Annotated in this window: 21 protein-coding genes; 8 read left to right on the top strand and 13 right to left on the bottom strand. The window is 69.7% G+C overall.

Features of this window, described 5'->3' with window-relative positions; all coding sequences use genetic code 11:
• Positions 1-31 precede the first annotated feature (31 nt).
• The 8 genes from AB0L00_RS07355 to AB0L00_RS07390 form a co-directional block, all read right to left on the bottom strand.
• Positions 32-1,060 carry a dipeptide ABC transporter ATP-binding protein gene (locus tag AB0L00_RS07355; RefSeq protein ID WP_364429679.1) on the bottom strand — a complete coding sequence of 343 codons (1,029 nt, stop codon included), beginning with the start codon at positions 1,058-1,060 and terminating at the stop codon, positions 32-34.
• Positions 1,053-2,066, bottom strand: a complete 1,014-nt coding sequence (locus tag AB0L00_RS07360) for an ABC transporter ATP-binding protein (RefSeq protein WP_364429682.1) — start codon at positions 2,064-2,066, stop codon at positions 1,053-1,055. The genes AB0L00_RS07355 and AB0L00_RS07360 overlap by 8 nt, the downstream gene beginning before the upstream one ends.
• A complete protein-coding gene (locus AB0L00_RS07365) occupies positions 2,063-2,989 on the bottom strand; it encodes an ABC transporter permease (RefSeq protein WP_364429685.1) in 927 nt (308 codons plus the stop codon). The genes AB0L00_RS07360 and AB0L00_RS07365 overlap by 4 nt, the downstream gene beginning before the upstream one ends.
• A 60-nt stretch (positions 2,990-3,049) precedes the next feature.
• Positions 3,050-3,976 (bottom strand): ABC transporter permease, encoded by a 927-nt coding sequence (locus AB0L00_RS07370; RefSeq protein ID WP_364429688.1) that lies wholly within the window; start codon positions 3,974-3,976, stop codon positions 3,050-3,052.
• A gap of 1 nt (position 3,977) precedes the next feature.
• Entirely contained in the window at positions 3,978-5,564 is a 1,587-nt protein-coding gene (locus AB0L00_RS07375; RefSeq protein WP_364429691.1) for an ABC transporter substrate-binding protein, read from the bottom strand.
• Positions 5,565-5,795: 231 nt separating this feature from the next.
• Complete coding sequence (locus AB0L00_RS07380; protein ID WP_345354302.1) at positions 5,796-6,536, bottom strand: succinate dehydrogenase/fumarate reductase iron-sulfur subunit; 741 nt, start codon at positions 6,534-6,536, stop codon at positions 5,796-5,798.
• Positions 6,536-8,470: a fumarate reductase/succinate dehydrogenase flavoprotein subunit gene (locus tag AB0L00_RS07385; RefSeq protein WP_364429694.1), complete on the bottom strand. Its 1,935-nt coding sequence runs from the start codon at positions 8,468-8,470 to the stop codon at positions 6,536-6,538. Before AB0L00_RS07385 ends, AB0L00_RS07380 begins: the two co-directional genes overlap by 1 nt.
• Positions 8,471-8,472: 2 nt before the next feature.
• Positions 8,473-9,213, bottom strand: a complete 741-nt coding sequence (locus tag AB0L00_RS07390; protein WP_364429697.1) for a succinate dehydrogenase cytochrome b subunit — start codon at positions 9,211-9,213, stop codon at positions 8,473-8,475.
• A gap of 87 nt (positions 9,214-9,300) precedes the next feature.
• Between AB0L00_RS07390 and AB0L00_RS07395 the strand changes: the two genes are divergently transcribed.
• Positions 9,301-10,227 (top strand): LysR substrate-binding domain-containing protein, encoded by a 927-nt coding sequence (locus AB0L00_RS07395; RefSeq protein WP_345354308.1) that lies wholly within the window; start codon positions 9,301-9,303, stop codon positions 10,225-10,227.
• 14 nt (positions 10,228-10,241) lie between these two features.
• Here AB0L00_RS07395 and AB0L00_RS07400 read toward each other — a convergent pair whose 3' ends face one another.
• Positions 10,242-10,796, bottom strand: a complete 555-nt coding sequence (locus AB0L00_RS07400) for a hypothetical protein (protein ID WP_364429700.1) — start codon at positions 10,794-10,796, stop codon at positions 10,242-10,244.
• Positions 10,797-11,094: 298 nt separating this feature from the next.
• Between AB0L00_RS07400 and AB0L00_RS07405 the strand changes: the two genes are divergently transcribed.
• The 6 genes from AB0L00_RS07405 (at position 11,095) to AB0L00_RS07430 (ending at position 19,079) form a co-directional block, all read left to right on the top strand.
• A complete protein-coding gene (locus tag AB0L00_RS07405) occupies positions 11,095-11,925 on the top strand; it encodes a hypothetical protein (RefSeq protein WP_364429703.1) in 831 nt (276 codons plus the stop codon).
• Between the two features lie 12 nt (positions 11,926-11,937).
• On the top strand, positions 11,938-13,848 hold the full coding sequence (locus AB0L00_RS07410) for a fumarate reductase/succinate dehydrogenase flavoprotein subunit (protein WP_364429705.1): 1,911 nt from the start codon (positions 11,938-11,940) through the stop codon (positions 13,846-13,848).
• A 1-nt stretch (position 13,849) separates the two neighbouring features.
• On the top strand, positions 13,850-14,620 hold the full coding sequence (locus tag AB0L00_RS07415; RefSeq protein ID WP_345354316.1) for a succinate dehydrogenase/fumarate reductase iron-sulfur subunit: 771 nt from the start codon (positions 13,850-13,852) through the stop codon (positions 14,618-14,620).
• Between the two features lie 205 nt (positions 14,621-14,825).
• Positions 14,826-15,407, top strand: a complete 582-nt coding sequence (locus AB0L00_RS07420) for a DUF4282 domain-containing protein (RefSeq protein WP_364429708.1) — start codon at positions 14,826-14,828, stop codon at positions 15,405-15,407.
• A 70-nt stretch (positions 15,408-15,477) separates the two neighbouring features.
• Positions 15,478-17,850, top strand: a complete 2,373-nt coding sequence (locus AB0L00_RS07425) for a serine/threonine-protein kinase (protein WP_364429711.1) — start codon at positions 15,478-15,480, stop codon at positions 17,848-17,850.
• Complete coding sequence (locus tag AB0L00_RS07430) at positions 17,847-19,079, top strand: response regulator receiver protein (protein ID WP_364429713.1); 1,233 nt, start codon at positions 17,847-17,849, stop codon at positions 19,077-19,079. The genes AB0L00_RS07425 and AB0L00_RS07430 overlap by 4 nt, the downstream gene beginning before the upstream one ends.
• A 109-nt stretch (positions 19,080-19,188) precedes the next feature.
• On the opposite strand, the gene typA is transcribed toward AB0L00_RS07430, so the two are convergent.
• The gene (typA, locus tag AB0L00_RS07435) at positions 19,189-21,045 is read right to left on the bottom strand and encodes a translational GTPase TypA (protein WP_364429715.1); all 1,857 of its coding nucleotides are present in this window, start codon (positions 21,043-21,045) and stop codon (positions 19,189-19,191) included.
• 305 nt (positions 21,046-21,350) lie between these two features.
• Between typA and AB0L00_RS07440 the strand changes: the two genes are divergently transcribed.
• Entirely contained in the window at positions 21,351-23,237 is a 1,887-nt protein-coding gene (locus AB0L00_RS07440; protein ID WP_364429718.1) for a serine/threonine-protein kinase, read from the top strand.
• Here the strand turns inward: AB0L00_RS07440 and AB0L00_RS07445 are convergent.
• Genes AB0L00_RS07445 through AB0L00_RS07455 form a run of 3 tightly spaced genes read right to left on the bottom strand, consistent with a single transcriptional unit; the run spans position 23,232 to position 24,925 of the window.
• On the bottom strand, positions 23,232-23,531 hold the full coding sequence (locus AB0L00_RS07445; protein WP_364429721.1) for an MTH1187 family thiamine-binding protein: 300 nt from the start codon (positions 23,529-23,531) through the stop codon (positions 23,232-23,234). The two genes, AB0L00_RS07440 and AB0L00_RS07445, sit on opposite strands and share 6 nt — an antisense overlap.
• A complete protein-coding gene (locus AB0L00_RS07450) occupies positions 23,531-23,938 on the bottom strand; it encodes a (deoxy)nucleoside triphosphate pyrophosphohydrolase (protein ID WP_364429724.1) in 408 nt (135 codons plus the stop codon). Before AB0L00_RS07450 ends, AB0L00_RS07445 begins: the two co-directional genes overlap by 1 nt.
• Positions 23,939-24,925 (bottom strand): NlpC/P60 family protein, encoded by a 987-nt coding sequence (locus AB0L00_RS07455; RefSeq protein WP_364429727.1) that lies wholly within the window; start codon positions 24,923-24,925, stop codon positions 23,939-23,941.
• Between the last annotated feature and the right edge of the window lie 143 nt (positions 24,926-25,068).

The raw sequence follows: 25,068 nt of genomic DNA on the forward strand, positions 1-25,068 counted from the left end.
CAGATCCCCCGACGCTACCCAGGCCTCGAGATCAGCCGCGAACGATTTTCTCGTCGGCGAAGTGGCACGCGCTCGGGTGCGACGAGCCCGTCGTGGCGCCGTCCGCGCTCTCCTCGGCGCCGTGCGCGGCCCTCACCTGCAGGAGAGGTTCGTCTGTGGCGCAAACGTCCTGAGCCTTCCAGCAGCGCGTACGGAACCGGCAGCCGGACGGCGGGTTCGTCGGGCTCGGGACGTCGCCCTCGAGTACGACCGGGGTCCCCCGCCGCGTCGGGTCCGGCACGGGCACGGCGGACAGCAGCGCCTGCGTGTACGGGTGCGTCGGGTGGTCGTAGATCTGCTCCTCGTCGCCGATCTCGACGACCTTCCCGAGGTACATCACCGCGACCCGGTCGGAGATGTGCCGGACGACGGCCAGGTCGTGCGCGATGAACACGTACGACAGGCCGAACTCCTGCTGCAGATCGGCCAGGAGGTTCATGACCTGCGCCTGCACCGAGACGTCCAGCGCGGAGACCGGCTCGTCGCAGATGATGACGTCGGGCCGCAGCGCGAGCGCGCGGGCGATGCCGATCCGCTGCCGCTGCCCGCCGGAGAACTGGTGCGGATAACGGTTCACGTGGTCGGGATCGAGGCCGACCACCTCCAGCAGCTCCTGGACCCGGCGGCGGCGCCCGCCCTCCGGGTCCCCGTGGATCGCGAACGGCTCGCCGACGATGTCGCCGACCGTCATGCGCGGGTTCAGCGAGGTGTAGGGGTCCTGCAGGACCATCTGCACCCGGCGGCGCAGCCGCCGCAGCTCCGCCCGGGACAGCGCGAACACGTCCTGGTCCTCGAAGCGCACGGAGCCGGAGGTGGGGCGTTCGAGGGCCATGAGCAGCTTGGCGAGCGTGCTCTTGCCGCAGCCGGACTCCCCGACCAGGCCGAGCGTCTCGCCCCTGCGCAGCCCGAAGGACACGCCGTCGACCGCCTTGACCTGGCCCACCTGGCGCTTGAACACGACCCCCTGGGTGAGCGGGAAGTGCTTGACCAGGTTCTCGATCTGAAGGATCTCGTCAGCCACCGAGCACCTCCTCCGCGTAGTGACAGGCGCTCCAGTGCGCGGTACCGGTCGCGTCGCGCAGCGCGGGCACCTCGTCCGGGCAGCGCTCCTCCCGCACCCTCGGGCAGCGCGGATGGAACGGGCAGCCCGCCGGGATCGCCGCGAGGTTCGGCGGCGACCCCTTGATCGGGGTCAGCGCCCGGTCCCGTACGTCGACGCGCGGCACCGACGCCAGCAGGCCCTCGGTGTACGGGTGCGCGGGCCGGGCGTACAGCTCCTTCACCTCGGCCTGCTCGACGACGCGGCCGGCGTACATCACGACGATGCGGTCGGCGACGTCGGCGACGACGCCGAGGTCGTGGGTGATGAGGATCAGCCCCATCGCCATCTCGTCCTGCAGGTCCCGCAGCAGCTTCATGATCTGCGCCTGGACCGTGACGTCGAGGGCCGTCGTGGGCTCGTCGGCGATCAGCACGTCCGGCTCCAGGGCCAGCGCCATCGCGATCATCACGCGCTGGCGCATGCCGCCGGAGAACTGGTGGGGATAGTCGCCCGCCCGCGCGGCGGCCGAGGGGATCCGCACCCGGTCCATGAGCTCGATCGCGCGCTTGCGCGCGTCGCCGCGGGACATCCCCCGGTGCACGATCAGCATCTCGGCGATCTGGTCGCCGACCCGGTGCACCGGGTTCAGCGCCGACAGGGCGTCCTGGAAGATCATCGCGATCTTCGCGCCGCGGTAGATCCGGCGCTTCTTCTCCGGCAGGCCGAGCAGCTCCGTGCCCCGGAATCGCACGGCGCCTCCGGTGACGTACGCCGGCGGGGTGTCGAGGATGCCCATCACGGCCTGCGCGCTGACGCTCTTGCCGGACCCGGACTCGCCCAGGATCGCGAGGGTCTCGCCCTCGGCGAGCGTGTAGGAGAGCCCGTTCACGGCGTTCACCGTCGAGCCGCGCATGCGGAACTCGACGTGCAGGTCCTCGACCTGGAGCAGCGGTGTCCCCGGAGCGGGGTCGGGTGTGTTCGTCATCGCAGTTTCGGGTCCAGGGCGTCGCGTACGGCGTCGCCGAGCAGCAGGAAGCTCAGCACGGTCGCCGTCAGGAGTACCGCGGGATAGATCAGGAGGTACGGGTAGTCGGTGAAGACGTCCTGAGCCTGGCTGAGCTGCAGCCCCCAGGAGACGGTGGGGTACCGCAGGCCGACACCGAGGTAGTCGAGCGTCGCCTCGTACCCGATCACCACGCCGACGTTCAGCATGGCGTAGACGAAGACCGGCGCGACGGCGTTCGGCAGGATGTGCCGGACCATGATCCGCACGTCGCCCGCACCGAGCATCCGGGCGGCCTGGACGTAGTCGGCGTCCCGGACCGCCAGCACCTGCCCGCGCATGAGGCGGGTCATGGTCGGCCACCACAGCACGCCCAGCACCAGGGACATCGACCAGACGCCGTGGTCCGGGAAGGCGGTCAGGATGACCAGCGCGCCGAGCACGAGCGGCAGCCCGAAGAAGATGTCGGTGATCCGCGAGATCAGCGCGTCCAGCCAGCGGCCGAAGTAGCCGGACAGCGAACCCAACGTGATCGACAGGGTCAGCGCGATCCCGGTCACGACGAAGCCCACGATCATCGGGGCGCGGGCGCCGTGCACGATCTGCGCCCAGTAGTCACAGCCGTGGGTGTCGTAGCCGAACGGGTGGCCACCGGCCCCGAAGGGGTTCCACGACGACGGTTTGTGCTTGGCGAACCGCACGTCGCACCGGTCGTTGACCCCGCGACCGGTGAACAGCCCCGGGAAGACCGCCATCAGGCCCATCACGAACAGGATGGCCATCGACACCCAGAAGATCACCCGGCGGCGCAGGTCGCGCCAGGCGTCGCTCCACAGCGACGCGGACGCTCCCACGACCTCCGATCCGGTCTGGGCGACGGCGAGGGTGTCGGTGGATTCACTCATGCGCCCTCCTTCGTCGGAGGAGTGACCGGGCACGCTGTGTCGTCGATTCGCTCGCTGCGCTCACTCATAGCGGATCCTCGGGTCCAGGGCGCCGTACAGGATGTCGACCACCAGGTTGGCCAGCAGGAAGATCAGCACCAGGAAGGTGGAGATGCCCACGACCGTCGGGCCGTCCTTGATCTGGACCGCCTGAAAGATCTGCTGACCGATCCCGGGCAGGTTGAAGATGCCCTCGATGACGATCGCGCCGGCGAGCAGGTTGCCCAGGTCGACGCCCAGGTAGGTGACCACCGGGATGAGCGAGTTGCGCAGCGTGTGCCGGACGATGACCCGCCGCCGCGGCAGACCCTTGGCCCGCGCGGTGCGCACGTAGTCGGCACGCGTGTTCTCCACCAGGCTGGTGCGCGTCAGCCGGGCGATGTAGGCCAGGCTCAGCGAGCCGAGGATCATCCCCGGCAGCAGGTAGCTGTACGGCCAGCCGTCGTCGGTACCGGCCGTCGGGAACCAGCCGAGCTTCAACCCGAAGATCAGCTGCGCCGAGTAGGCCAGCACGAAGGTCGGGATGGCGATGACGAAGGTCGTGCCGCTCAGCACCAGGGAGTCGATGATCCCGCCCTTGCGCAGGCCGGCGAGCACGCCGAGCCCGATGCCCACGACCAGTTCGAAGATCCAGGCGGTGAGGGCGAGCTGGACCGTGACGGTCCAGCCCGTCGCCATCAGGCTGGCGACGGACTGGCCGTTCAGGGTCTCGCCGAAGTCCCCGCGGGCGATGCCGAGCAGATACCGGCCGTACTGCGTGATCAGCGGCTCGTCGAGGTGGTAGTGGTGCCGGAGCGCCTCGTAGACCGACGGCGGCATCGGCTTGTCGCCGCCCAGTGCCCGGATCGGGTCACCGGGCAGCGCGAACACCGCCACATAGATCAGAAACGTCGTGCCGATGAGCACGGGCACCATCTGCAGCAGGCGCCGGAGGACGAAACGCCACACGCTACTTGACCGTCACCTGGTCAAGGTGAACCAGCGGCTGCACGTACGGGTCGACGTGCACGTCGCCGATGTGGCTGGAGTAGCCGGCCTGGTCCTGCCAGTTCCACAGCGGGGTGAGCGGCAGGTCCTTCAGCACGAGGTCCTCGGCCTGCTGGTAGTACTTCTGGCCCTCCTCGGGCGTGCTCGCCGCGTTGCCCTTCATGATCAGCGCCTCGCAGGCCGCGCCGTCGTACCCGCTGCGGGTCGGCTTGGCGCACCGGGGCGTGAGGTAGTCCTCCGCGCTCGGGTAGTCCATCGTCCAGTTGCTGCGGTACGGGCCGGTGGCCTTGTGGTCGACCAGCTTGGAGATGTAGTCCGACGCCTGGATCTTGTCGAAGGTGATGTCCTTGATGCCGAGGTTCTGCTTGAGCTGGTTGGCCACGTCGGTCATCCACTGCTCGTACGTCGGGTCGGCGTTGGAGAACAGCAGGTGCAGCGTGCCGTTGAAGCCGCCGGCCTTGTCGAACAGCTGCTTGGCCGCCGTCGGGTTGTACGTGCAGGCCTCCCCGCACGCGCCGGCCCGGTAGCCCGGCACGATCGGCGCCAGCAGCGAGCCGGTGGGCTTGTAGACCCCGTTGAAGACGGCGTTCACGATCGACTGCCGGTCGATCGCCATCGAGATCGCCTTGCGCAGGTCCGGGTTGTTGAACCGGCTGTCGTAGAGCGGGAACTCCAGGAAGTCCATCGTGCCGCTCGGCACGCTGAGGTACCGGTTGCCCAGCAGTCGCTTCGCCTGGGGCACCTGGGCCGCCGGGATCTGGGTGTCGAAGTCGACCCGGCCGGCCCGCAGGTCGGTGTAGGCGGCGTCGCGGCTGGCGTACGTCTTGAAGATGACGCCGTCGGACTTGGCCGGTCGCGGCCCCTTGTAACCGGGGAACTTCTTGGTCTTGATCTGCCGGTTGTGCTCCCACGAGCCGTCCATCATGAACGGGCCGTTGCCGATCGGCTTCTCCTCGTACGCCTTCAGGTCCGTGAAGGCCGCCTTGGGCATCGGCGCGGTGCCGAGGAACGACAAGATGTAGGGGAGCTGGCTGAACGGCTGCGACAGCGTCACCTGCAGCGTCTGCGGGTCGACGACCTTGAGGCCCTTGAGCGTGTCGACCTTGGGCTTGCCCTTGTCCGGGTTGAGGTCGGCGTAGCCGTCGATGGCGGAGAAGTAGTAGTTGTTGCCCCAGCCGTTGGCGCCGTTCGCGGTGTAGTTCCACGCGTCGGCGTAGCTCTGCGCGGTCACCGGCTCGCCGTTGTGGAACGTCAGGCCCGGCTTGATCTTGATCGTCCAGACCTTCTGGTCGGTCGAGTCGACCGACGCCGCGTCCTGCGGAACCGGCTTGCCGTTCGCGTCCAGCGTCATCAACGTGTCGAACAGCGCGCTCTCCACGTTGAGGCCGTACGCATCATTGGTATTGCCGGGGATGAGGTGCTCGGGCTCGATGTTGGCGAAGGTGAAGACCTTCGGCTTGTCACCACCACCGCCACCGCCACCGCAGGCGGACGCCGCGAGCGCCACCGCGGTCAGGGAGATGAGCCAGCGGCTCTTTTTCACGGTCATCAGGCCGTCCACCTCCGGGATCGTACGGGGATCGGCCCTAGCCTGGAGTAATACGGCCACACAACGGTAGATGTTAACGTCAACCGTTTCGATATTGAAATATACCTACCAACGTTCCCGTCCCCGCTGGTCGCGGAAGCACCACAAAGTGCTCACGGCCCGGGGGGAAGGGGGGACGTACCTTCCGCCCGGGCCGTGAAGTCCGGTCGCCGCGCGGTGCGCGGCGGGGTTTCAGCCTCGCGACGCCTTGAGCAGGTCGGCGTTGAGGCGGGAGATGGTCTCGAACGGGATGCCCTTCGGGCAGACCGCGGTGCACTCGCCGGTGTTCGTGCAGCCGCCGAAGCCCTCGGCGTCCATCTGGTCCACCATCGAGGTCACCCGGTCGTACCGCTCGGGCTGGCCCTGCGGCAGCAGTCCGAGGTGGGTGATCTTCGCGGCGGTGAACAGCATCGCGGAGGCGTTCGGGCACGCCGCCACGCAGGCACCGCAGCCGATGCAGGTGGCCGCGTCGAACGCGTCGTTGGCGTCGGCCTTCGGCACCGGGATGGCCGCCGCGTCGGGTGCCGAGCCGGTCGGCGCGCTGACGTAGCCGCCGGCCTGGATGATCCGGTCGAACGCCGACCGGTCCACGACCAGGTCCTTGATGACCGGGAACGCCCGCGCCCGCCACGGCTCGATCGTGATGACGTCGCCGTCCTTGAAATGCCGCATGTGCAGCTGGCAGGTGGTCGTGGCCTTCTCCGGGCCGTGCGGCGTGCCGTCGATGACCAGCGAGCACATGCCGCAGATGCCCTCGCGGCAGTCGTGGTCGAACGCGACCGGGTCCTCGCCCTCGAGGATGAGCCGCTCGTTGAGGACGTCGAGCATCTCCAGGAACGACATGTCCGGCGAGACGTCGTCGACCTCGTACGAGGCCATGCGGCCCCCGTCGGCGGCGTTCTTCTGCCGCCAGATCTTCAGCGTGAGCTTCATTACTTGTACGACCTCTGGGTCATCTTGACGTACTCGTACTCGAGGTTCTCCTTGTGGAGGACGGGCGCGTGGCCCGTGTACTCCCAGGCCGCCACGTAGGCGAACCTCTCGTCGTCACGGAGCGCCTCGCCGTCCGGGGTCTGCGACTCGGCGCGGAAGTGGCCGCCGCAGGACTCCTCGCGGTGCAGCGCGTCGATGCACATCAGCTCGGCCAGCTCGAAGAAGTCGGCGATGCGGCCGGCCTTCTCAAGGTTCTGGTTGAGCTCCTCGTTCTCACCGGGGACCTTGACACGGGTCCAGAACTCCTCACGCAGCTCGCGGATCCGGTCGAGGGCCTTGCGCAGGCCCGCGTCGGTCCGCTCCATCCCGCAGTACTCCCACATCACCGCGCCGAGCTCACGGTGGAAGGAGTCCGGCGTACGGTCGCCGTCGATCGACAGCAGCTTCTCGATGCGGCCCTCGACCGCCGCGCGCGCCTCGACGACGGCCTCGTGGTCCTCGCCGATCTTCTCGAACGGGCCCTTGGCGAGGTAGTCGCTGATGGTGTTCGGCAGCACGAAGTAGCCGTCGGCCAGGCCCTGCATCAGCGCGGACGCGCCGAGCCGGTTGGCGCCGTGGTCGGAGAAGTTCGCCTCGCCGACCACGAACAGGCCCGGGATCGTGGACTGCAGGTCGTAGTCGACCCACAGGCCGCCCATCGTGTAGTGCACCGCCGGGTAGATGCGCATCGGCACCTCGAACGGGTCCTCGCCGGTGATGCGCTCGTACATCTCGAAGAGGTTGCCGTACTTGGCCGCGACCGCGTCCCGGCCCAGCCGCGCGATCGCGTCGGCGAAGTCCAGGTAGACGCCCAGACCGCCGGGGCCGACGCCGCGGCCCTCGTCGCAGACGTTCTTGGCGGCGCGGGAGGCGATGTCACGCGGGACGAGGTTGCCGAAGGACGGGTAGATGCGCTCCAGGTAGTAGTCGCGCTCGTCCTCGGGGATGTCGGCCGGCCTGCGGGTGTCGCCCTTCGTGACCGGCACCCAGACCCGGCCGTCGTTGCGCAGCGACTCCGACATCAGCGTCAGCTTGGACTGGTGCTCGCCGCTCTGCGGGATGCAGGTCGGGTGGATCTGCGTGTAGCAGGGGTTGGCGAACAGCGCGCCCTTGCGGTGCGCCCGCCAGGTCGCGGTGACGTTGCAGCCCTTGGCGTTGGTCGACAGGAAGAAGACGTTGCCGTACCCGCCGGAGGCCAGTACGACGGCGTCGGCGAGGTGCGTCTCGATCTCGCCGGTGACCATGTCGCGGGCCACGATGCCGCGCGCCACGCCGTCCACGACGATCAGCTCGAGCATCTCGTGCCGGGAGAACATCTCCACCGTGCCGGCCGCGATCTGCCGCTCGAGGGCCTGGTACGCGCCGAGCAGCAGCTGCTGGCCCGTCTGGCCGCGGGCGTAAAACGTCCGGGAGACCTGCACGCCGCCGAACGACCGCGTGTCGAGCAGGCCACCGTAGTCGCGGGCGAACGGCACGCCCTGCGCCACGCACTGGTCGATGATCTCGACGCTGACCTGGGCGAGACGGTAGACGTTCGACTCGCGGGACCGGTAGTCGCCGCCCTTGACCGTGTCGTAGAACAGGCGCTGGATGCTGTCGCCGTCGTTGCGGTAGTTCTTCGCCGCGTTGATGCCGCCCTGCGCCGCGATGCTGTGCGCGCGCCGCGGGCTGTCCTGGTAGCAGAACGACTTGACCTGGTAGCCCAGCTCGCCCAGCGTCGCGGCGGCCGAGCCGCCGGCCAGGCCGGTGCCGACCACGATGACCGACAGCTTGCGCCGGTTGGCGGGGTTGACCAGCTTGCCGCCGAAGCGCCGCTTGTCCCAGCGCTCCTCGATCGGGCCGGCCGGCGCCCTGGTGTCCTCGATCGGGGCGCCCTCGGTGAACAGTTCGCTCATGGCTAGTTCAGCACTCCGATCGTGACCATGACGGGAACGGACACGAAGCCGATCACCAGCAGCGCCGCGACGACGTCGGCGACCAGCCGGACGGCGGGGTACCGGCGCTGCCGCCCCCACCCGAGCGTCTGGACCGCGCTGAACAGGCCGTGCCGCAGGTGCAGGCCCACGAGGATGACGGCGACGACGTAGAAGAGCGTGATGTACCAGCGGGACGGGTCGAAGTCCGCGATGACCTTGTCGTACGGCTGGGCGTCGCCGCCCTTCGGGTTCACGGCGCCGAACGTCAGGTCCAGTAGGTGCCAGATGACGAACAGCAGGATGACGATTCCGCCGTACCGCATGACGTGCGTGGCGTACCGGTTCTCGTGCGCCTTCGGCCGCGCGGCGTACCGGACGGGACGGGCCTGCCGCGCCTGGCGGGCCAGGGACACCGCCGCCCAGATGTGCAGGAGCACGGCGACGGTGAGGACCACCTCGAGGATGGTCAGGAAGACGCGGTGCGGGATCGCGGGCTCACCGACCGACCGCAGCCAGTGCGAGTAGTGGTTGAAGTCCTCGCGACCCAGGAAGACCTTCAGGTTGCCGATCGCGTGGGCGATGAGGAACAGGACGAGGATGGCGCCGGTCACCGCCATGACGGCCTTCTTGCCGACGGAGGAGCGGTACCGCTTCAGCGGACCGGCCGCCGGCGACGGCGTCTTGGGGCGAGGGCGGGTGGCCACCGGCGTGGATCGAGACACGGACGACACATCGCGGAAGGTATGTCCGTTTCCATGGTGGCGTCCAAGACATGATGACGCTCGTTTCCATAGCCGTAGGCTATAGAGGTGCAGTTGCAGCAGCTTTCGTACTTCGTCGCCGTGGCCGAGGTGAGGCACTTCACACAGGCGGCGGAGACGCTCCGGGTCGCCCAGCCGTCCCTGTCCAAGCAGATCAGGACGCTGGAGGCGGAGCTGGGCGCCCCGCTGTTCAGCCGGGCCCGGGGCAACATCACGCTGACGCCGGCCGGCGAGGCGCTGCTACCCCTCGCGCGGCGGATCCTCGCGGACGTCGAGACCGCCCGGCGGGAGATCCAGGATCTGACCGGCCTGCGCCGCGGGCGCGTACGGCTCGGCGCGACCCCGTCGCTGTTCGCCGGGCTGCTCGCCGACGCGCTGATGCGCTTCCGCACCCGCTACCCGGGCATCGAGCTGCGCGTCGAGGAGGGCGGCTCCCGAGACCTCGTCCGCGACCTGGCCCGCGGCCAGCTCGACCTCGCCCTGATCATCCTGCCGCTGCAGAGCACGGACCCCGCCCTGGAGACGACGCCGATCCTGCGGGAGGACCTCGTCGTCGTCTCCCCGCACACCGACGCGCCGGAGCGGTCGTCGCTGCGGATCGAGGACCTGCGGTCACGGCCCCTGGTGATGTTCCGCCGGGGGTACGACCTGCGGGAGGCGACCCAGGCGGCGTGCCGGCAGGCGGGGTTCGAGCCGCGGTTCGCGGTCGAGGGCGGCGAGATGGACGCCGTGCTGCGGTTCGTCGAGGCCGGGATGGGGTCGGCCGTCGTGCCGTCGATGGTGCTCGCCGGGCGTCCCGGGCTGGTGGCCACTCCCCTGGCGCCTCCCGGGCTGCAGCGCACGATCGCGCTGGCTCACCGTAAGGACGTCGACCCGACGCACGCCGCGCGGGCGTTCCGCGAGACCCTGCTCGGGTTCCTGTGCGACGCGGAGGCCGACGCCGCGCTGCCGCCCGGCGTCACGCGGCTCGACTGAACCGGAACGTCACCTCAGCTGATCAGTTCGACGTGCGGGGCGAACTCGCGCAGCGCTCTGACCAGGCGGCGCCGGCCGATCCGCCAGCCGCCGAGGCGCGTGGAGACCAGGCGCGGCCGCTCTTCCTCCTCCGGGGCGTACCCGCGCAGCGCCACGGCGCCGTGGCCGGTCGAACCGCCCTCGGCCGGGTGGAACTCGATCGCCGCGACGTCGTCCCAGGAGAACCACTGCCCCTTGGCGCCGTCCCCGGACGGACACCAGTAGACGCCCTTGCGCGCGACCGCGAACGCCACCCGCCCCCGTACGACGCGGCGCAGGTAGACGACCGCGAGGACGAACAGCCCGAGAGCGATGAGCGGCATCAGACAGCGGGCGGCGAAGTTCACCCAGTCGTCGACCCCCGGATGCGCGGCGGGCCGCCAGCGCGCGTTCGCGGGGCGGCGCAGCTCTCCGATGACGAATCCGGCGACGAGCACCGCGCCGACGACGGTGGGAACGAGCGGGCTCCACCAGGCGTATCGAACGACGTACGCCCCCGGGCCGAAGCTCGACCGTGACCGCTGTCCCATCTTTGCACTCCTGTCCGGCCGGTCCCAGAAGTCGCATCTTAGGCCGTCTCAGAAGAATGCAATCGGACACTGGCGGACCAAGCGCTCATTAGGTAGCATAGTTAGCAAATGTGGATTTCTGCCACATTAGGCACATAATTAGCGTGGTTACTCGCCAGTAAGTGGGCAGTTTCACATTCGGTGACCGCGCCTCGTATCTTGCTCGTGACAACTCCCTAATAACGTGGAGCGCCCCGCAGAGGAGAGGCTGGAGTATAGGCGGCCCTCCCAGGCGATGTGCCTTCGATGGAGACTCCGGATGACGCAGACGACGGTGGACGCGCCGGCCAAGGATCGGGCCCGGATCCCGGCGCGCACCCTACGTACGGACCGCTGGTGGAACTACCCGCTGACCACGTTCATCGTGTTCACGGCCTGGGTGATCTACGCGACCGTGCGCTCGATGATGGGCAGCAGTTTCTGGGTCGAGAAATATCACTACCTGACGCCGTTCTACTCGCCGTGCGTCAGCAAGGCGTGCCCGGCCGAGGCCGCGGACTTCGGCAGGTTCGTACCCGACCACCTGCCGTTCTTCATCCCGTACGCCCTCATCTCGCTGCCGTTCCTGCTCGGGTTCCGGCTGACCTGCTATTACTACCGTAAGGCGTACTACCGGTCGTTCTGGCTGAGCCCGTCGGCGTGCGCGGTGCCGGACAAGAGCCCGGTCCGTAAGACGCCCGGCGGCTACTCCGGCGAGACGCGGTTCCCGCTCATCCTGCAGAACGCCCACCGCTACTTCTGGGTGATCGCGGGGCTCATCTCCATCGTCAACACCTGGGACGCCATCAACGCCTTCCACGGCAAGGACGGCGGCTTCGGCATCGGGCTCGGCACCATCATCCTGTGGATCAACGTGATCCTGCTGTGGGGCTACACCCTGTCCTGCCACTCGTGCCGGCACGTCATGGGCGGGCGCCTGAAGAGCTTCTCCAAGCACCCCGTCCGCTACTGGCTGTGGACGCAGATCAGCAAGCTGAACACCCGGCACGGGCAGTTCGCGCTGATCACGCTCGGCACGCTGGCGCTGACCGACGCGTACGTCGCGCTCGTCGCGCACGGCTCATTCTCCGACCTGCGGATCTTCAACTAAGGACGACCACAAGTGACTGACATCGAGAGGCTGCAGTACGACGTCGTCGTCATCGGCGCCGGCGGCGCCGGGTTGCGCGCCGCGATCGAGGCGCGGCTGCAGGGCAAGAAGACCGCGATCATCTCCAAGTCGCTGTTCGGCAAGGCCCACACGGTCATGGCCGAGGGCGGCGCGGCGGCCGCCATGGGCAACGCCAACCCGAACGACAACTGGCAGGTCCACTTCCGCGACACCATGCGCGGCGGGAAGTTCCTCAACAGCTGGCGGATGGCCGAGTTGCACGCCAAGGAGGCCCCCGACCGCATCTGGGAGCTGGAGGCCTGGGGCGCGCTGTTCGACCGCACCAAGGACGGCAAGATCAGCCAGCGCAACTTCGGCGGCCACGAGTACCCGCGCCTCGCCCACGTCGGCGACCGCACCGGCCTGGAGCTGATCCGCACCTGCCAGCAGAAGATCGTCGCCCTCCAGCAGCAGGACCACGCCGAGTTCGGCGACTACGACGCCCGGCTGAAGGTCTTCGCCGAGACGACGATCACCCGGCTCCTCAAGGACGAGCAGGGCCGGATCTGCGGTGCCTTCGGCTACATCCGGGAGACCGGGAGATTCGTCGTCTTCGAGGCGCCCGCCGTCGTCCTGGCCACCGGCGGCATCGGCAAGTCCTTCAAGGTGACCTCCAACTCCTGGGAGTACACCGGGGACGGCCACGCGCTCGCGCTGCTCGCCGGCGCGTCGCTGATCAACATGGAGTTCGTGCAGTTCCACCCGACCGGCATGGTCTGGCCGCCGTCGGTGAAGGGCATCCTCGTCACCGAGTCCGTACGCGGCGACGGCGGCGTGCTGAAGAACTCCGACGGCAAGCGCTTCATGTTCGACTACATCCCGGACGTCTTCAAGGACAAGTACGCCACGTCCGAGGAAGAGGCCGACGGCTGGTACGACGACCCGGACAACAACCGGCGTCCGCCCGAGCTGCTGCCCCGTGACGAGGTCGCCCGCGCGATCAACTCCGAGGTGAAGGCCGGCCGCGGATCCCCCCACGGCGGCGTCTTCCTCGACATCGCCTCGCGGCTCAAGCCGGAGCAGATCATCAAGCGGCTGCCGTCGATGCACCACCAGTTCAAGGAGCTGGCCGACGTCGACATCACGGCCGAGCCGATGGAGGTCGGCCCGACCTGCCACTACGTCATGGGCGGCGTCGAGGTCGACCCCGACACCGGGGCCGCGCTGGTGCCCGGGCTGTTCGCGGCCGGCGAGGTGTCCGGCGGCATGCACGGGTCGAACCGCCTCGGCGGCAACTCACTGTCCGACCTGCTGGTCTTCGGCCGCCGGGCCGGGCTGGGCGCCGCCGAGTACGCCTCCGCGACCACCGTCTCCGTCCCGGACGCCGAGGTCGAGGCCGCGGTGGCCGAGGCCCTCGAGCCGTACGAGCGGGGAACCGGGGAGAACCCCTACGCGGTCCACCAGGAGCTCCAGCAGACGATGAACGACCTCGTCGGCATCATCCGCCGCGAGGACGAGCTGGAGCAGGCGATCGAGGCGCTCGGCAAGCTCCGCGACCGCGTCAAGAACGTCGCGGTCGCGCCCTCGGCGGGCGCGACGGTCAAGGAGGGGCAGGGGCCCGCCTACCACCCCGGCTGGCACCTCGCGCTCGACCTGCGCAACATGATGATCGTCTCGGAGTGCGTCGCGCGCGCCGCCCTCGAACGCCAGGAGAGCCGCGGCGGCCACACCCGCGACGACTACCCGAAGATGTCCGCCGACTGGCGCAAGGTCAACCTGGTGTGCTCGTTCCGCGACGGCGGCGTCGAGCTGAAGCGCCAGGAGATGGAGCCGATGCGCGAGGACCTGCTCTCGCTCTTCGAACTCGACGAGCTGAAGAAGTACCTGACCGAGGGCGAGCTCCCCGCTGAGGAGAAGAACTGAGATGGGCTACAAGGCGAAGTTCCGGGTCTGGCGCGGCGACGCGGGCGAGGGCGAGCTCAAGGACTACACCGTCGAGGTCAACGAGGGCGAGGTCGTCCTCGACGTCATCCACCGGTTGCAGGCCACCGAGGCGCCCGACCTGGCCGTCCGGTGGAACTGCAAGGCCGGCAAGTGCGGCTCCTGTTCCGCGGAGATCAACGGCAGGCCGCGGCTGATGTGCATGACGCGGATGTCGACGTTCACCGAGGACGAGACCGTCACGGTCACGCCGATGCGGACGTTCCCCGTCATCCGCGACCTGGTCACCGACGTCTCCTACAACTACGAGAAGGCCCGCGAGATCCCGGCCTTCGACGGCGGCGACGTCAAGCCCGGCGAGTTCCGGATGCAGCAGGTCGACGTCGAGCGCTCGCAGGAGTTCCGGAAGTGCATCGAGTGCTTCCTGTGCAACAACACCTGCCACGTCATCCGTGACCACGAGGAGAACAAGGAGCACTTCTCCGGCCCCCGCTTCCTCATGCGGGTGGCGGAGCTGGAGATGCACCCGGCCGACGTCCACGACCGCCGGCAGATCGCCCAGGACGACTTCGGGCTCGGCTACTGCAACATCACCAAGTGCTGCACCGAGGTCTGCCCCGAGCACATCAAGATCACCGACAACGCGCTGATCCCGATGAAGGAGCGCGTCGTCGGCCGCCGGTACGACCCGCTGGTCTGGCTCGGCTCCAAGATCGGCGTGGTCAAGCGGGGCAAGGAGACCCCGAAGGCCTGACACTTCTCGTCCGCACTGCGCCCCGGCCGTCGGCCGGGGCGCAGTCGCGGTTCGGGCCCGAAGGCGGCGGCGTCGCCCGGCCGGCGTAGGAGGGACGGCCGACGTGATCGGATTAAGCGGACAAACGGGATCAGCACGGCCTGGTCATGTGAACTGAGACCCGCGGCGCTCTAGCCTTTGACGCGTGGAAGCCGAGGAGACAGAGATGTCCAACGCCCCTGACGATCCCGGGCACCGCCCCCCACCCCCGCGGCAGGGCGACCCTCAGCCGTACCAGGGCGACCCTCGGCCGTACCAAGGCGATCCTCCGCCTTACCAGGGCGATCCTCAGTCCTACCAAGGCGGACCACCGTACGGCGGATACGCTCCTCCGCCACCGAACCAGCCACCGCCTCCGGCCGGCCCCTGGCAGGGCCCCCCGCCGGGTTACGGTCCTCCTCAACCCGGCCCCCAGGGCTCACCCCCCTATACCCCCCGCCCCACCGGCAAGGGCTTCTTCGGCGCACTGCTCGACGCCAACTTCGACCACATGGTCACGGTCAAGCTGGCGAAATTCATCTACTTGGTCTTTCTGACGTTGATCAGCCTGTTCGCCCTGGTCATCCTGTGGTACGGGTACTCGATCCTCAAGTGGAACACGATCCTGGGCATCATGGTGATCTTTGCGGCACCACTGACCTGGATCTTCTACGTCCTCATCGTTCGGGTCTCCATGGAGTTCGTGATCAATCAGTTCAAGATCACTGAGCATCTGAAGGCGATCCGTGAGCGGGGAGATCTGCGCTGATCGCTGTGGTCGGCCGGGGTGGGGGCGTTAGGCTCTCGGAGGCACCTACTGATGGGGCGAAGGACGGGTAGTGGCGGACATCGAAGGGCCGTCCGAGACGCGGCGCGAGGAGTACGAAACCCGCCGGGACACGGTCCCCTCCCAGCGTGACGCACCGGGTGTCACCCGCCGCGACGGCGAAGTGCCCGCGCCCTCCCTCGTCCGCCTCCCCGCCGACCTCGCCGACCGGTTCACGGTGCTGGGGGAACTCCCCGCGCAGGGCGCCGAGTCCGACCTGTTGCGCGTCCAGGACGGCACCGGAGCAGAACTCGTCGTCAAGATCTTCCGACGGGGCTTCACGGCCGACCGCTCGGTCTGGCAGAAGCTGCCGACGCTGGACTCCCCTCATGTCGTACGCATCCTCGAGACGGGGCATGCGGAGGGCCGCGACTACGAGGTCATGGAGTACGTCCCCGCGGGCAACCTGCGGATCCTGGGGTCCCCGTTGCCGCCCGCTCTGGTCGCCGAGGTGGTGGCCCAGCTCGCGGGCGGTCTGGAACGGCTCCACGCGGCCGGGATCGTGCACCGCGACCTGAAGCCGGAGAACATCCTGGTCCGGAGCACGGCCCCGCTCCGCCTCGCCATCACCGACTTCGGCCTGAGCCGAGTGATCGAGCAGAGCGTCGTGTTCGCCTCCTCGTCGCGGACCCTCGCGTACGCCGCACCGGAGTCGCTGTCCGGGCAGGTCTCGCCGGCGCGTGACTGGTGGTCGCTCGGCATCATCGTGCGGGAGCTGCTGACCGGCCGGACCCCGTTCGCGGGCATGAGCGAGACCGCGGTGGTCGACCACCTCGCGACCCGCACGATCGACTGTAACGACATCGCCGACCCACGGATGCGCCTGATCTCCCAGGGCCTGTTGACCCGCGATCCACGTCGGCGATGGGGCGGTGCGGAGGTCGGACGGTGGCTCGACGGCGAGAACCCCGCGGTCGCGGCGCCGACCCCGCCCAACGCGTCGCCACTCGCCGCCGGCACCGCAGCGGGCGCCATCGCCTTCGGCGGCCGGACGTACACCGACCGAACCGAGTTCGCGCGCGCGGTGGTGGCCGACTGGGAGTCCGCGGCCCGCTACTTCTTCGGGACCATGTACACCCCGGTGGGGCCGAGCGAGGCATGGCAGGCGCTGCGCGGCTGGCTGAACGGCTTCGACGACGATCCGGAAGGCCGCATCCGCCTCATCGACCAGCACCTCACCGGCGACGCTCCGCCCGACGTCAAGCTGCTGCACCTCCTGCGCTGGTCGGATCCCACCCTCGAGCCCCACTTCCTCGGGCTCCGGATGCTCCCCGAAGACCTGCCTGTTCTCGCCGCCATCGTCGATGACGAGCGGCATCCGGACCACCGCACCGCGGCGCGTGCGGTCCGTGCCCTCTGGGAGCACCGGTTGCCGCCCGTCCTGGCGGGTTTCTCCGGGACGGAGGAACTCGTCGCCGTCGACCACCGCTGGCGGGGGCTGGTGACGGCGTGGAACCGGCAGGCGGAGTGGCTGCGGTCCCAGTTGCCCCGATCGGCGAACCGCCTTCCCGACGCCGGCGCGGTCGGCCTGGACGAGCCCCCCGCCGTGCTGGCCACGCTGCTCGCACTGGCCGGACGCCCGGAAGAGGCGCAGGAATCGCTGGCGGGGGCGGCCGGCCGGGCCCGGGACTCGGTGCGGGAACCCGTGCCCTGGTTCTCGTGGCTGTCCGATCAGGCGGGGGACGATCCCCTCCGGTTGCTCGCGGTGGTCCGGACGGCGCCGGACGCCGCGTTGGAGGTCGAGGCCGCCGCTCGCCACCGGTTCGAGACCGAACAACGATCCGCCGAAGGCCACCGACGCTGGGAGCAGCGCGAGCGGCACCGGCTGGCCGGCCGCCGGTCGGCGGTGATCCGCGCCGCGCTGTGGACGCTCCCGCTGGCGGTCCTGTGGATCGGCGGGAGCCAGGTGATCCTGGGCATCGTCCGGCTGGCGTCTTCGGAGCGCGGTAGTCAGGCGGTCGACACCTCCGGGTTCACCGTGCCGTTCCTCCTGATCGGCGTCTTCGCCTGGCTGATCGACACCGGGGCCGAGGTCTTCCTCGCTTCCAGGCTCGGCGCCGACTACCTGAACTCCGGGCCATGGGGACCGCTGGCGAAGTTCTTCGGTTCGACGAGTCGGGCGTTGTCCGGCGCTTCGCAGGCCGTGTCGCGAAGGAACCGGCGCACGAGCAATCGGGGCTGCGGAGTCGTGGTCCTCATCTGTGTCCTACCGCTCCTCATGATCCTGATCCTGATCCCCGCCTTGATCGCCGTTTCGTGGCTGCTCTGGCTGGCGGCACTGGTCATGGTGCCGCTCGCGCACCTCGTGGTGACGGGAGTGCGCATGCAACGGTGGCGACAAGGACATGAGCAGGCGCGACAGCAGACCGTGGGAGGACGACTGTGAGCAGCGGTGTGGAGGCGGACATCGCCCTGGACGCGGCGGTCATCGCGTCGCTCGGCCTCGTGCGTGTCATGGGGGGTGCGGCCGGGCTGGCGGCGACCGGCGCCGGCGCGCTCGCCGCCCTCGCCGAGGGACGCGCCGAGGCGCAGGAGGAACGCCTCCGCGAGGCGCAGCAGTTGGAGGAGACCGTCAGTGAGGCGCTGAACCGCACCGCTCGGATCGCCGCGCTGGCACAGTCGGCTCGCGACCACGGCGTCGCCGTCGAGTTGCCGGTCCCCATCGAGGTCGCCGGCCGGTCCGCCGAGGAGCTCGCAGCCTGGATCACCGAGGCGGACGCGCGGCTGGCGGTCGCGGAGGAGTCTCTGGCTTCGGCGATCGCCGAAGCGGCCACCGGACGCATCTTCGAGGCCGCCGCACGGTCGCTCCGGGCGACGCCGGAGAACGGCCGGTCGGCCGCCGCATCTCGCCCCGCGACCTCCCCGGACGAGCTGACCCGCCTGCTCAGGCGGTTGGTGCCGGACGCCGCCGACGCGGACCGGCGGGCCGTCACGGAAGCCGCCGAACAGGCCGCGCACGCACCGACGGCGTCGGAGACCGAAGGGCGACTCACCGAGGTCCGGATCCGCATCCAGGACGCCAACGAACGCGCCCGAGAGCGCCGCGACGGCCGGGCCGCCGCCCTGCGGTTCCTCCGGGAACTGGAGGGCCACCCCGCCGCGGATTCCGTACGGCCGCGGCTCGGCGAGGTGGCCGACGGCACCCGCGCCTTCGACCAGGTGCTGCGCGCCGAAGCCGCGTGTCTCGTCGAGGAGGCGCAGCGGCAGGCCGAACAGCGATACGTGGCCGAGGTCCTCCGCGCGGCGTTCGGGGAGCTGGGCTACGAGGTCGACGAGGGCTTCGAGACCTTGACCGCCCAGGACGGGGAGGCGGTGCTGACGCGAGGCGACTGGCCGCAGCACGCGGTCAAGGTCCGCGTCGACGGGACGCGGCAGGTGCGCATGGCCCTACTGCGGACCGAACCCGCGGAGAGCGACGAGCAGCGCCGCCTCGACGTCGAACGCGAGGAGCAGTGGTGCGCCTCGTTCGACGCCGCCAGAGAGCGCCTGGCCGAGGCGGGCGTCCACGCGGACGTACGGTGGCGGGTCGAGCCGGGCACGCAGCGACTGCCGGTGGCGGGACGACAGCGGTCGGACCGGCAGCAGCACGAACGCCTTCGCGAGCGCGGCAGGTGAAGCGGGGCACCGGGCGGCTGCTCGGTACCCCGCCGTACGTCGTCGGGCCCGGTACGGGATGACCCGGACCGGGAGGTCGGCCATGGCCGCACCCGGTGCGGCCCCGGTCTCAGGCCTGGCCGCGCTTGGCGCGGGCCCGGGCGCGCTCCCGCTCCTTCGAGTCGAGGATGACCTTGCGCAGCCGGATCGCGTTCGGCGTCAGCTCGACGCACTCGTCGTCGGCGACGAACTCCAGCGCGGCCTCCAGGCTCAGCACGCGCGGCGGGGTGAGCCGCTCGAACGTCTCCGCCGTCGAGGACCGGATGTTCGTCTTCTGCTTCTCCTTGGTGATGTTGACGTCCATGTCGTCGGCGCGGGAGTTCTCCCCGACGATCATGCCTTCGTACACCTCGGTGCCGGGCTCGACGAAGAGCGAGCCGCGTTCCTGCAGGTTGAACATGGCGTACGCGGTGGCGGCGCCGGTGCGGTCGGACACGAGCGAACCGGTCGGCCGGGTGCGCAGCTCGCCGAACCACGGCTCGTAACCCTCGAAGACCTGGTGCGCGATGCCCGTTCCGCGCGTCTCGGTGAGGAACTCGGTGCGGAACCCGATCAGGCCGCGGGCCGGCACGATGAACTCCATCCGGATCCAGCCGGTGCCGTGGTTCGTCATCTGCTCCATGCGGCCCTTACGGACGGCGAGCAGCTGGGTGATCGCTCCGAGGTACTCCTCCGGGGCGTCGACGGTCAGGTGCTCGACGGGCTCGTGCAGCTTCCCGTCGATCTCCCTCGTCACGACGCGGGGCTTGCCGATCGTCAGCTCGTACCCCTCCCGGCGCATGGTCTCGACCAGGATGGCGAGCGCCAGCTCGCCGCGGCCCTGGACCTCCCAGGAGTCCGGACGCTCGGTCGGCAGCACCCGGATGGAGACGTTGCCGACGAGCTCACGGTCCAGCCGGTCCTTGACCAGCCGCGCGGTGACCTTGGTGCCCTTCTCCCGGCCCGCCAGCGGCCCGGTGTTGACGCCGAGGGTCATGGAGATGGCCGGCTCGTCGACGGTGATGAACGGGAGCGGCCGCGGGTCCTCGGGGTCGGCGAGCGTGTCGCCGATCATGATGTCCGGGATGCCGGCGATGGCGATGATGTCGCCCGGGCCCGCCTGCTCGGCCGGCTTGCGCTCCAGCGCCTCCGTCATCATCAGCTCAGTGATCTTGACGCGCTCGATGGTGCCGTCGTGCTTGCACCAGGCGACCTGCTGGCCCTTCTTGATCTGCCCGGCGTGCACGCGGCACAGGGCGATACGGCCGAGGTAGGAGCTGGCGTCGAGGTTCGTGACGTGCGCCTGCAGCGGCGTGTCCGGGTCGTACGCCGGCGCCGGGATCGTCTCCCGGATCACCTGGAAGAGCGGTTCGAGGTCCTCGGAGTCCGGCAGGCCGCCGTCCTCCGGCTTGGTCAGGCTCGCCCGGCCGGCCTTGGCCGAGGCGTACACGATCGGGAAGTCGATCTGGTCCTCGGAGGCGTCGAGGTCCATGAACAGCTCGTACGTCTCGTCGACCACCTCGGCGATCCGCGCGTCCGGCCGGTCGACCTTGTTGACGACGAGGATGACCGGCAGCTTGGCGGCCAGGGCCTTGCGCAGCACGAAGCGGGTCTGCGGCAGCGGCCCCTCGGAGGCGTCGACGAGCAGGACCACGCCGTCGACCATCGACAGGCCTCGCTCGACCTCGCCACCGAAGTCGGCGTGCCCGGGCGTGTCGATGATGTTGATCGTCATGCCGCCGTGCCGGACGGCGGTGTTCTTCGCGAGAATGGTGATGCCCTTCTCGCGTTCGAGGTCGTTCGAGTCCATGACCCGCTCGTCGACGTCCTGGTTCTCACGGAACGCGCCGGACTGCCAGAGCATGGCGTCGACGAGCGTTGTCTTGCCGTGGTCGACATGGGCGACGATGGCGACGTTACGGAGATCGTCCCGGGTGGCGATGGGCATACGTGCGGGTCTCGCTTCGTGGTGTGGGATTCGCCGCGGGATCCACGCGGCACCCCCATTCTACTTGGCCTGCCGAGGACGCCGATCGCGTCGCCGTACGCCGGACCGGCCGGCCGCCGGGGAGGGCGAAATCGCCTCGCGAAGCAGCCGTTCCCGTGGCAACCGAACACCAGGGCCGGGCGTCGAATGTTGGGCGGGACGTCTCGATCCTGGCCGGAGCATTCAACGAGGCGTCCCGCCCACGATCTTGCGCCTCCGGCGCCGGGGTCACATGATGTGCCCTCGACGGCATCGAGGAGCGCACAGTGAGCCAGTGGACACTCCCGGGTCACACGGAGCTGCGCGAGCTGGGTTCCGGTGGTTTCGGGCGCGTCGTGCTCGCGCGCGACGACGCGTCCGGCGGCCTCGTCGCGATCAAGTACCTGTTCACCGACCGACTCGGCGGGGACGCCTTCCTGACCGCGTTCCGGGACGAGGCCCGCGTTCTGGCCATGCTGGACAGCCCGTACGTCACGCGGCTGTACGGATACGTCGAGGAAGGCGACCACGCGGCCATCGTCATGGAGGCCGTCGACGGCGCCTCCCTCCGCGCCGTGCTCGACGAGCACGGCCCGGCGGGACCCGAGGCCGCCCTCGCAGTACTGAGGGGATCCCTGCTGGGGCTCGCCACGGCACACGCCGCCTCGGTTATCCACCGCGACTACAAACCGGCGAACGTCCTCGTCCGGCAGGACGGCCAGAGCAAGGTCGCCGACTTCGGCATCGCCGTGCGATCCGGGCGATCGAGTGCGCCCGCCGGTACGCCGTCGTACATGGCGCCGGAACAGTGGGCCGGCGAACCGGCCGGCCCCGCGACCGATGTGTACGCCGCGACCTGTGTCTTCTTCGAGTGCGTCACCGGCCACCGACCGTACGGCGGAGACCAGGCGGCCCTTCGGAGCGCGCACCTGACCGCACCGGTTCCGCTGGACGAGCTCCCCGAGCCGGTGCGGCCGCTCGTCGCCCGCGGGATGGCCAAGGATCCGGCCGACCGGCCACCGGGAGCGTCGGCCTTCGTGGCCGAGCTCGAGGAGGCCGCGAGGGCGGCCTACGGACCGGACTGGGAGCGCAACGGCTGGAAGCGCCTCGCCGAGGCCGTCGCGGGACTGGCCGCGTTGCTGCCTCTGTCCGTGCTGCTCGGCACTGCTCCGGGTGGCGCAGGCGGAGCGGGAGCCGGCGCCGGCGCGTCGGGAGCCGGTGCCGGCGGAGCAGGCGCGGGCAGCGGTGCCGGCGCGGGCGGCTCGACGGGTACCGGGGCGGGCGCCGCCACCGGGTCAGGCGGATCCGCCGGTCGTGCGATGGGCGGAAGGCTGCTCGGCAGGACCGGCGTCAAGATCGGCGCCGGCGCCGCCGGAGCGATCGCCGTCGGCGTCATCGGGACGATCGCGGCACTGCCACACGGCAAGGACCACGCGACCCGGCCCGCGCCGGTCGCCGCGCGGACGCCCTTCACCATCTCCTACGGCTCGGTGGAACGGACGTACACACATCCGGCGCTCACCGTCGCAGGCAGCTACGTCCGTGTCGGCGGACTACGGGATCCGGCGATCGAGCAGGCGGTCAACCGGGTTCTGCGGCTACCGCTCGACCAGCAGCTGCGCCGATACGAGAGCGCCCGGCAGTCGGACGGCCCGGCCTCGGGACGCCCTCGGGTCACCACCACCGTCGAGCTCGGAGTGGGCGGTCCTCGGCTGGTGTCGGCCCGGTACCGGTTCACCGCGCGCCAGGCCCCCCTGACCGCGTTCGACTCCGGTGGCACGCGCGCTGTGACCGTCGACCTGGTCACGGGTCGGCGGCTGAGAGCCGGAGACATCCTCCGCGACACCGTCTTCACGAGATCCGGCCTGCGGGATCTCGAACGGCGGGTCGGCACGGCGGCTCCCGGCGGGGCGTTCTGCGGCGGGGAACAGAAGATCGACCCGATCACGCTCACGGCGTCGGCGATCGACACCGACGACAAGGACAAGCGGGCGATGGATCTGATGCCGACCAGGGACGGGCTCGAGTTCGACGTCGTGCCGCCTATGCTGGGTTACGTCTGGGCGTGCGCCGACACCGTGGTCACCGTGCCGTACGGCAGGATCTCCGACCTCGTGCGGCCGGAGATCCTCGCGCTCATCCGCGCCGCGTCGCCCGCGCCCTCGCCGTCATGAGTCCGTCCTCAGGTGACGTTCGACGGACTCGACCTTGCTCGTGAGTCCGTCCGTGATTCCCTCGCGGATGTCCGCCTTCAGGACGAGGCTGACTCTCGGGCTGTGGGCGGCGACCGCCTCGACGGCGCGCTTCACCACGTCCATCACCTCGTCCCACTCGCCTTCGACACTGGTGAACATGGCGTCCGTGCGGTTGGGCAGGCCGCTCTCCCGGACGACGCGTACCGCCTCGGCGACGGACTCTCCCACCGACTCGCCGACGCCCAGCGGTGAGACCGAGAAGGCGACGATCATCAATACTCCTTGAGGTGCTCGCGTACGGCCTCGACGACGGGTACGTCGGCCGGCAACCACGGGACGTCGAACAGCTCGGCCGCGGTCAGCCAGCGCAGCGCGGAGTGCTCTCGAGCCTCCGGCTCTCCGCGCACGATCGCGGCCGTCCAGACCCGCATCACCAGTCCATTGTGCAGCGGGCAGTCCGCGCCGATCCGGGTGCCCACCGCCACGTCGACGCCGAGTTCCTCGCGGCATTCCCGAACGAGCGCGTCCTCTTCCGTCTCGCCGGGTTCGACCTTGCCACCGGGGAACTCCCACCCGCCGGCCAGCTCCGGCGGGTCGGCGCGCTGCGCCGCCAGGAGCCGCCCATTGTCGATTATCGCCGCCCCCACCACCAGAGACGGACCCGTTCTCGCGAGTCCCACTCAGAGCCTCTTCGTCGGTCCGTTGTGACCGTTGTGCGCGGTCGGACGGGTGAAGCCGACTGCACCACCGGGATAGGTCTTGTAGTTCTGCAGTTTGACCACGTCGCCGGTGTGCGGCGCCACGATCATGATCCCCTTCTGCGGGTTGTAGACCATGCCGACGTGACCGGGACCGGTGTGCCCCGGCAGGTACTCGAAGAACACGAGGTCGCCCGGTTGTTCCTGCCCTCGCGGCACCGAGGCGCCCCACCAGTACTGATCGTCGGACAGCCGCGGGATGGTCACCCCCGCGGTCTTGTAGGCGGTCATCGTCAGGCCGGAGCAGTCGAAGCTGTTCGGCCCGGTCGCCCCGTAGACGTACGGCTTGCCCAACTGCGCCTTGGCGAAGGAGATCACCTTGGCGGCGACCGCGTTCGGCGCGACGGGCGCTCCGTTCATGTCATTGCAGTCCGGGCCGTTCGCCTGGACGACGTTGAAGCTGCCGGACGCGTACTTCTTCGCCCAGGACAGCACGTTGTTGACGTAGGACGTGAGGTGGTTGTACGCGAAGATGGCGTCGCGCATCCGGTCCGGCGCGCCGCTGGCCTTCAGGTAGCGAGCGGCGGCGGGGATGGCGTCGGCCGGGTCGTAGCGGCTCTTCTTGCCGTCCCCGTTGCCGTCCACGCCGTACGTCGCCCACGTGCCGGGGATGAACTGCATCGGCCCACCGGCGTGCGCGTAGTTCTCACCGCTGGAGACCCCGGGCGCCTTGAGCTGACCGTGGTGGGTCTCCACGTAGCCGATGCCCGCGAGCACGTTCCACGGGATGCCGTACTGCTGACCGGCCTTCTTGTAGAGCGCCAGATAGTTGGACGGGATGCCGTTGGCGTCGCCGGACTGCTGGGGCTGCGATGCCGCCCCGGAGGTGTTCGTGCAGTTCGCACCGTTCGTCGCGTTCTGGAAGAACTGGTTGGCCCCGAAGAACAGCGGGATCGACACCAGACTCATGAAGAACAGCGCCGCAGCGCCGCCGGCGATGATGATCGGCAGCCGGACCGCACCGTGGTCCGATCGCGTGAAATGAAGAAGAGAGACAATACGACGGCCTTCGTTCCGGCCCCTCGAGCCGACGCCGATCCGCAAGTGCCGGC

It is taken from the genome of Actinoallomurus sp. NPDC052308 (assembly GCF_040679195.1).
Lineage (GTDB): Bacteria > Actinomycetota > Actinomycetes > Streptosporangiales > Streptosporangiaceae > Actinoallomurus > Actinoallomurus liliacearum.

What these genes read in the sequence shown, in the direction of transcription:
- AB0L00_RS07360 (WP_364429682.1), bottom strand. Translation starts at nt 2,066, where the DNA reads ATGACGAACACACCCGACCCCGCTCCGGGGACACCGCTGCTCCAGGTC.
- AB0L00_RS07365 (WP_364429685.1), bottom strand. Translation starts at nt 2,989, where the DNA reads ATGAGTGAATCCACCGACACCCTCGCCGTCGCCCAGACCGGATCGGAG.
- AB0L00_RS07375 (WP_364429691.1), bottom strand. Translation starts at nt 5,564, where the DNA reads ATGACCGTGAAAAAGAGCCGCTGGCTCATCTCCCTGACCGCGGTGGCG.
- AB0L00_RS07380 (WP_345354302.1), bottom strand. Translation starts at nt 6,536, where the DNA reads ATGAAGCTCACGCTGAAGATCTGGCGGCAGAAGAACGCCGCCGACGGG.
- AB0L00_RS07385 (WP_364429694.1), bottom strand. Translation starts at nt 8,470, where the DNA reads ATGAGCGAACTGTTCACCGAGGGCGCCCCGATCGAGGACACCAGGGCG.
- AB0L00_RS07400 (WP_364429700.1), bottom strand. Translation starts at nt 10,796, where the DNA reads ATGGGACAGCGGTCACGGTCGAGCTTCGGCCCGGGGGCGTACGTCGTT.
- AB0L00_RS07405 (WP_364429703.1), top strand. Translation starts at nt 11,095, where the DNA reads ATGACGCAGACGACGGTGGACGCGCCGGCCAAGGATCGGGCCCGGATC.
- AB0L00_RS07415 (WP_345354316.1), top strand. Translation starts at nt 13,850, where the DNA reads ATGGGCTACAAGGCGAAGTTCCGGGTCTGGCGCGGCGACGCGGGCGAG.
- AB0L00_RS07420 (WP_364429708.1), top strand. Translation starts at nt 14,826, where the DNA reads ATGTCCAACGCCCCTGACGATCCCGGGCACCGCCCCCCACCCCCGCGG.
- typA (WP_364429715.1), bottom strand. Translation starts at nt 21,045, where the DNA reads ATGCCCATCGCCACCCGGGACGATCTCCGTAACGTCGCCATCGTCGCC.
- AB0L00_RS07445 (WP_364429721.1), bottom strand. Translation starts at nt 23,531, where the DNA reads ATGATCGTCGCCTTCTCGGTCTCACCGCTGGGCGTCGGCGAGTCGGTG.
- AB0L00_RS07455 (WP_364429727.1), bottom strand. Translation starts at nt 24,925, where the DNA reads ATGAGTCTGGTGTCGATCCCGCTGTTCTTCGGGGCCAACCAGTTCTTC.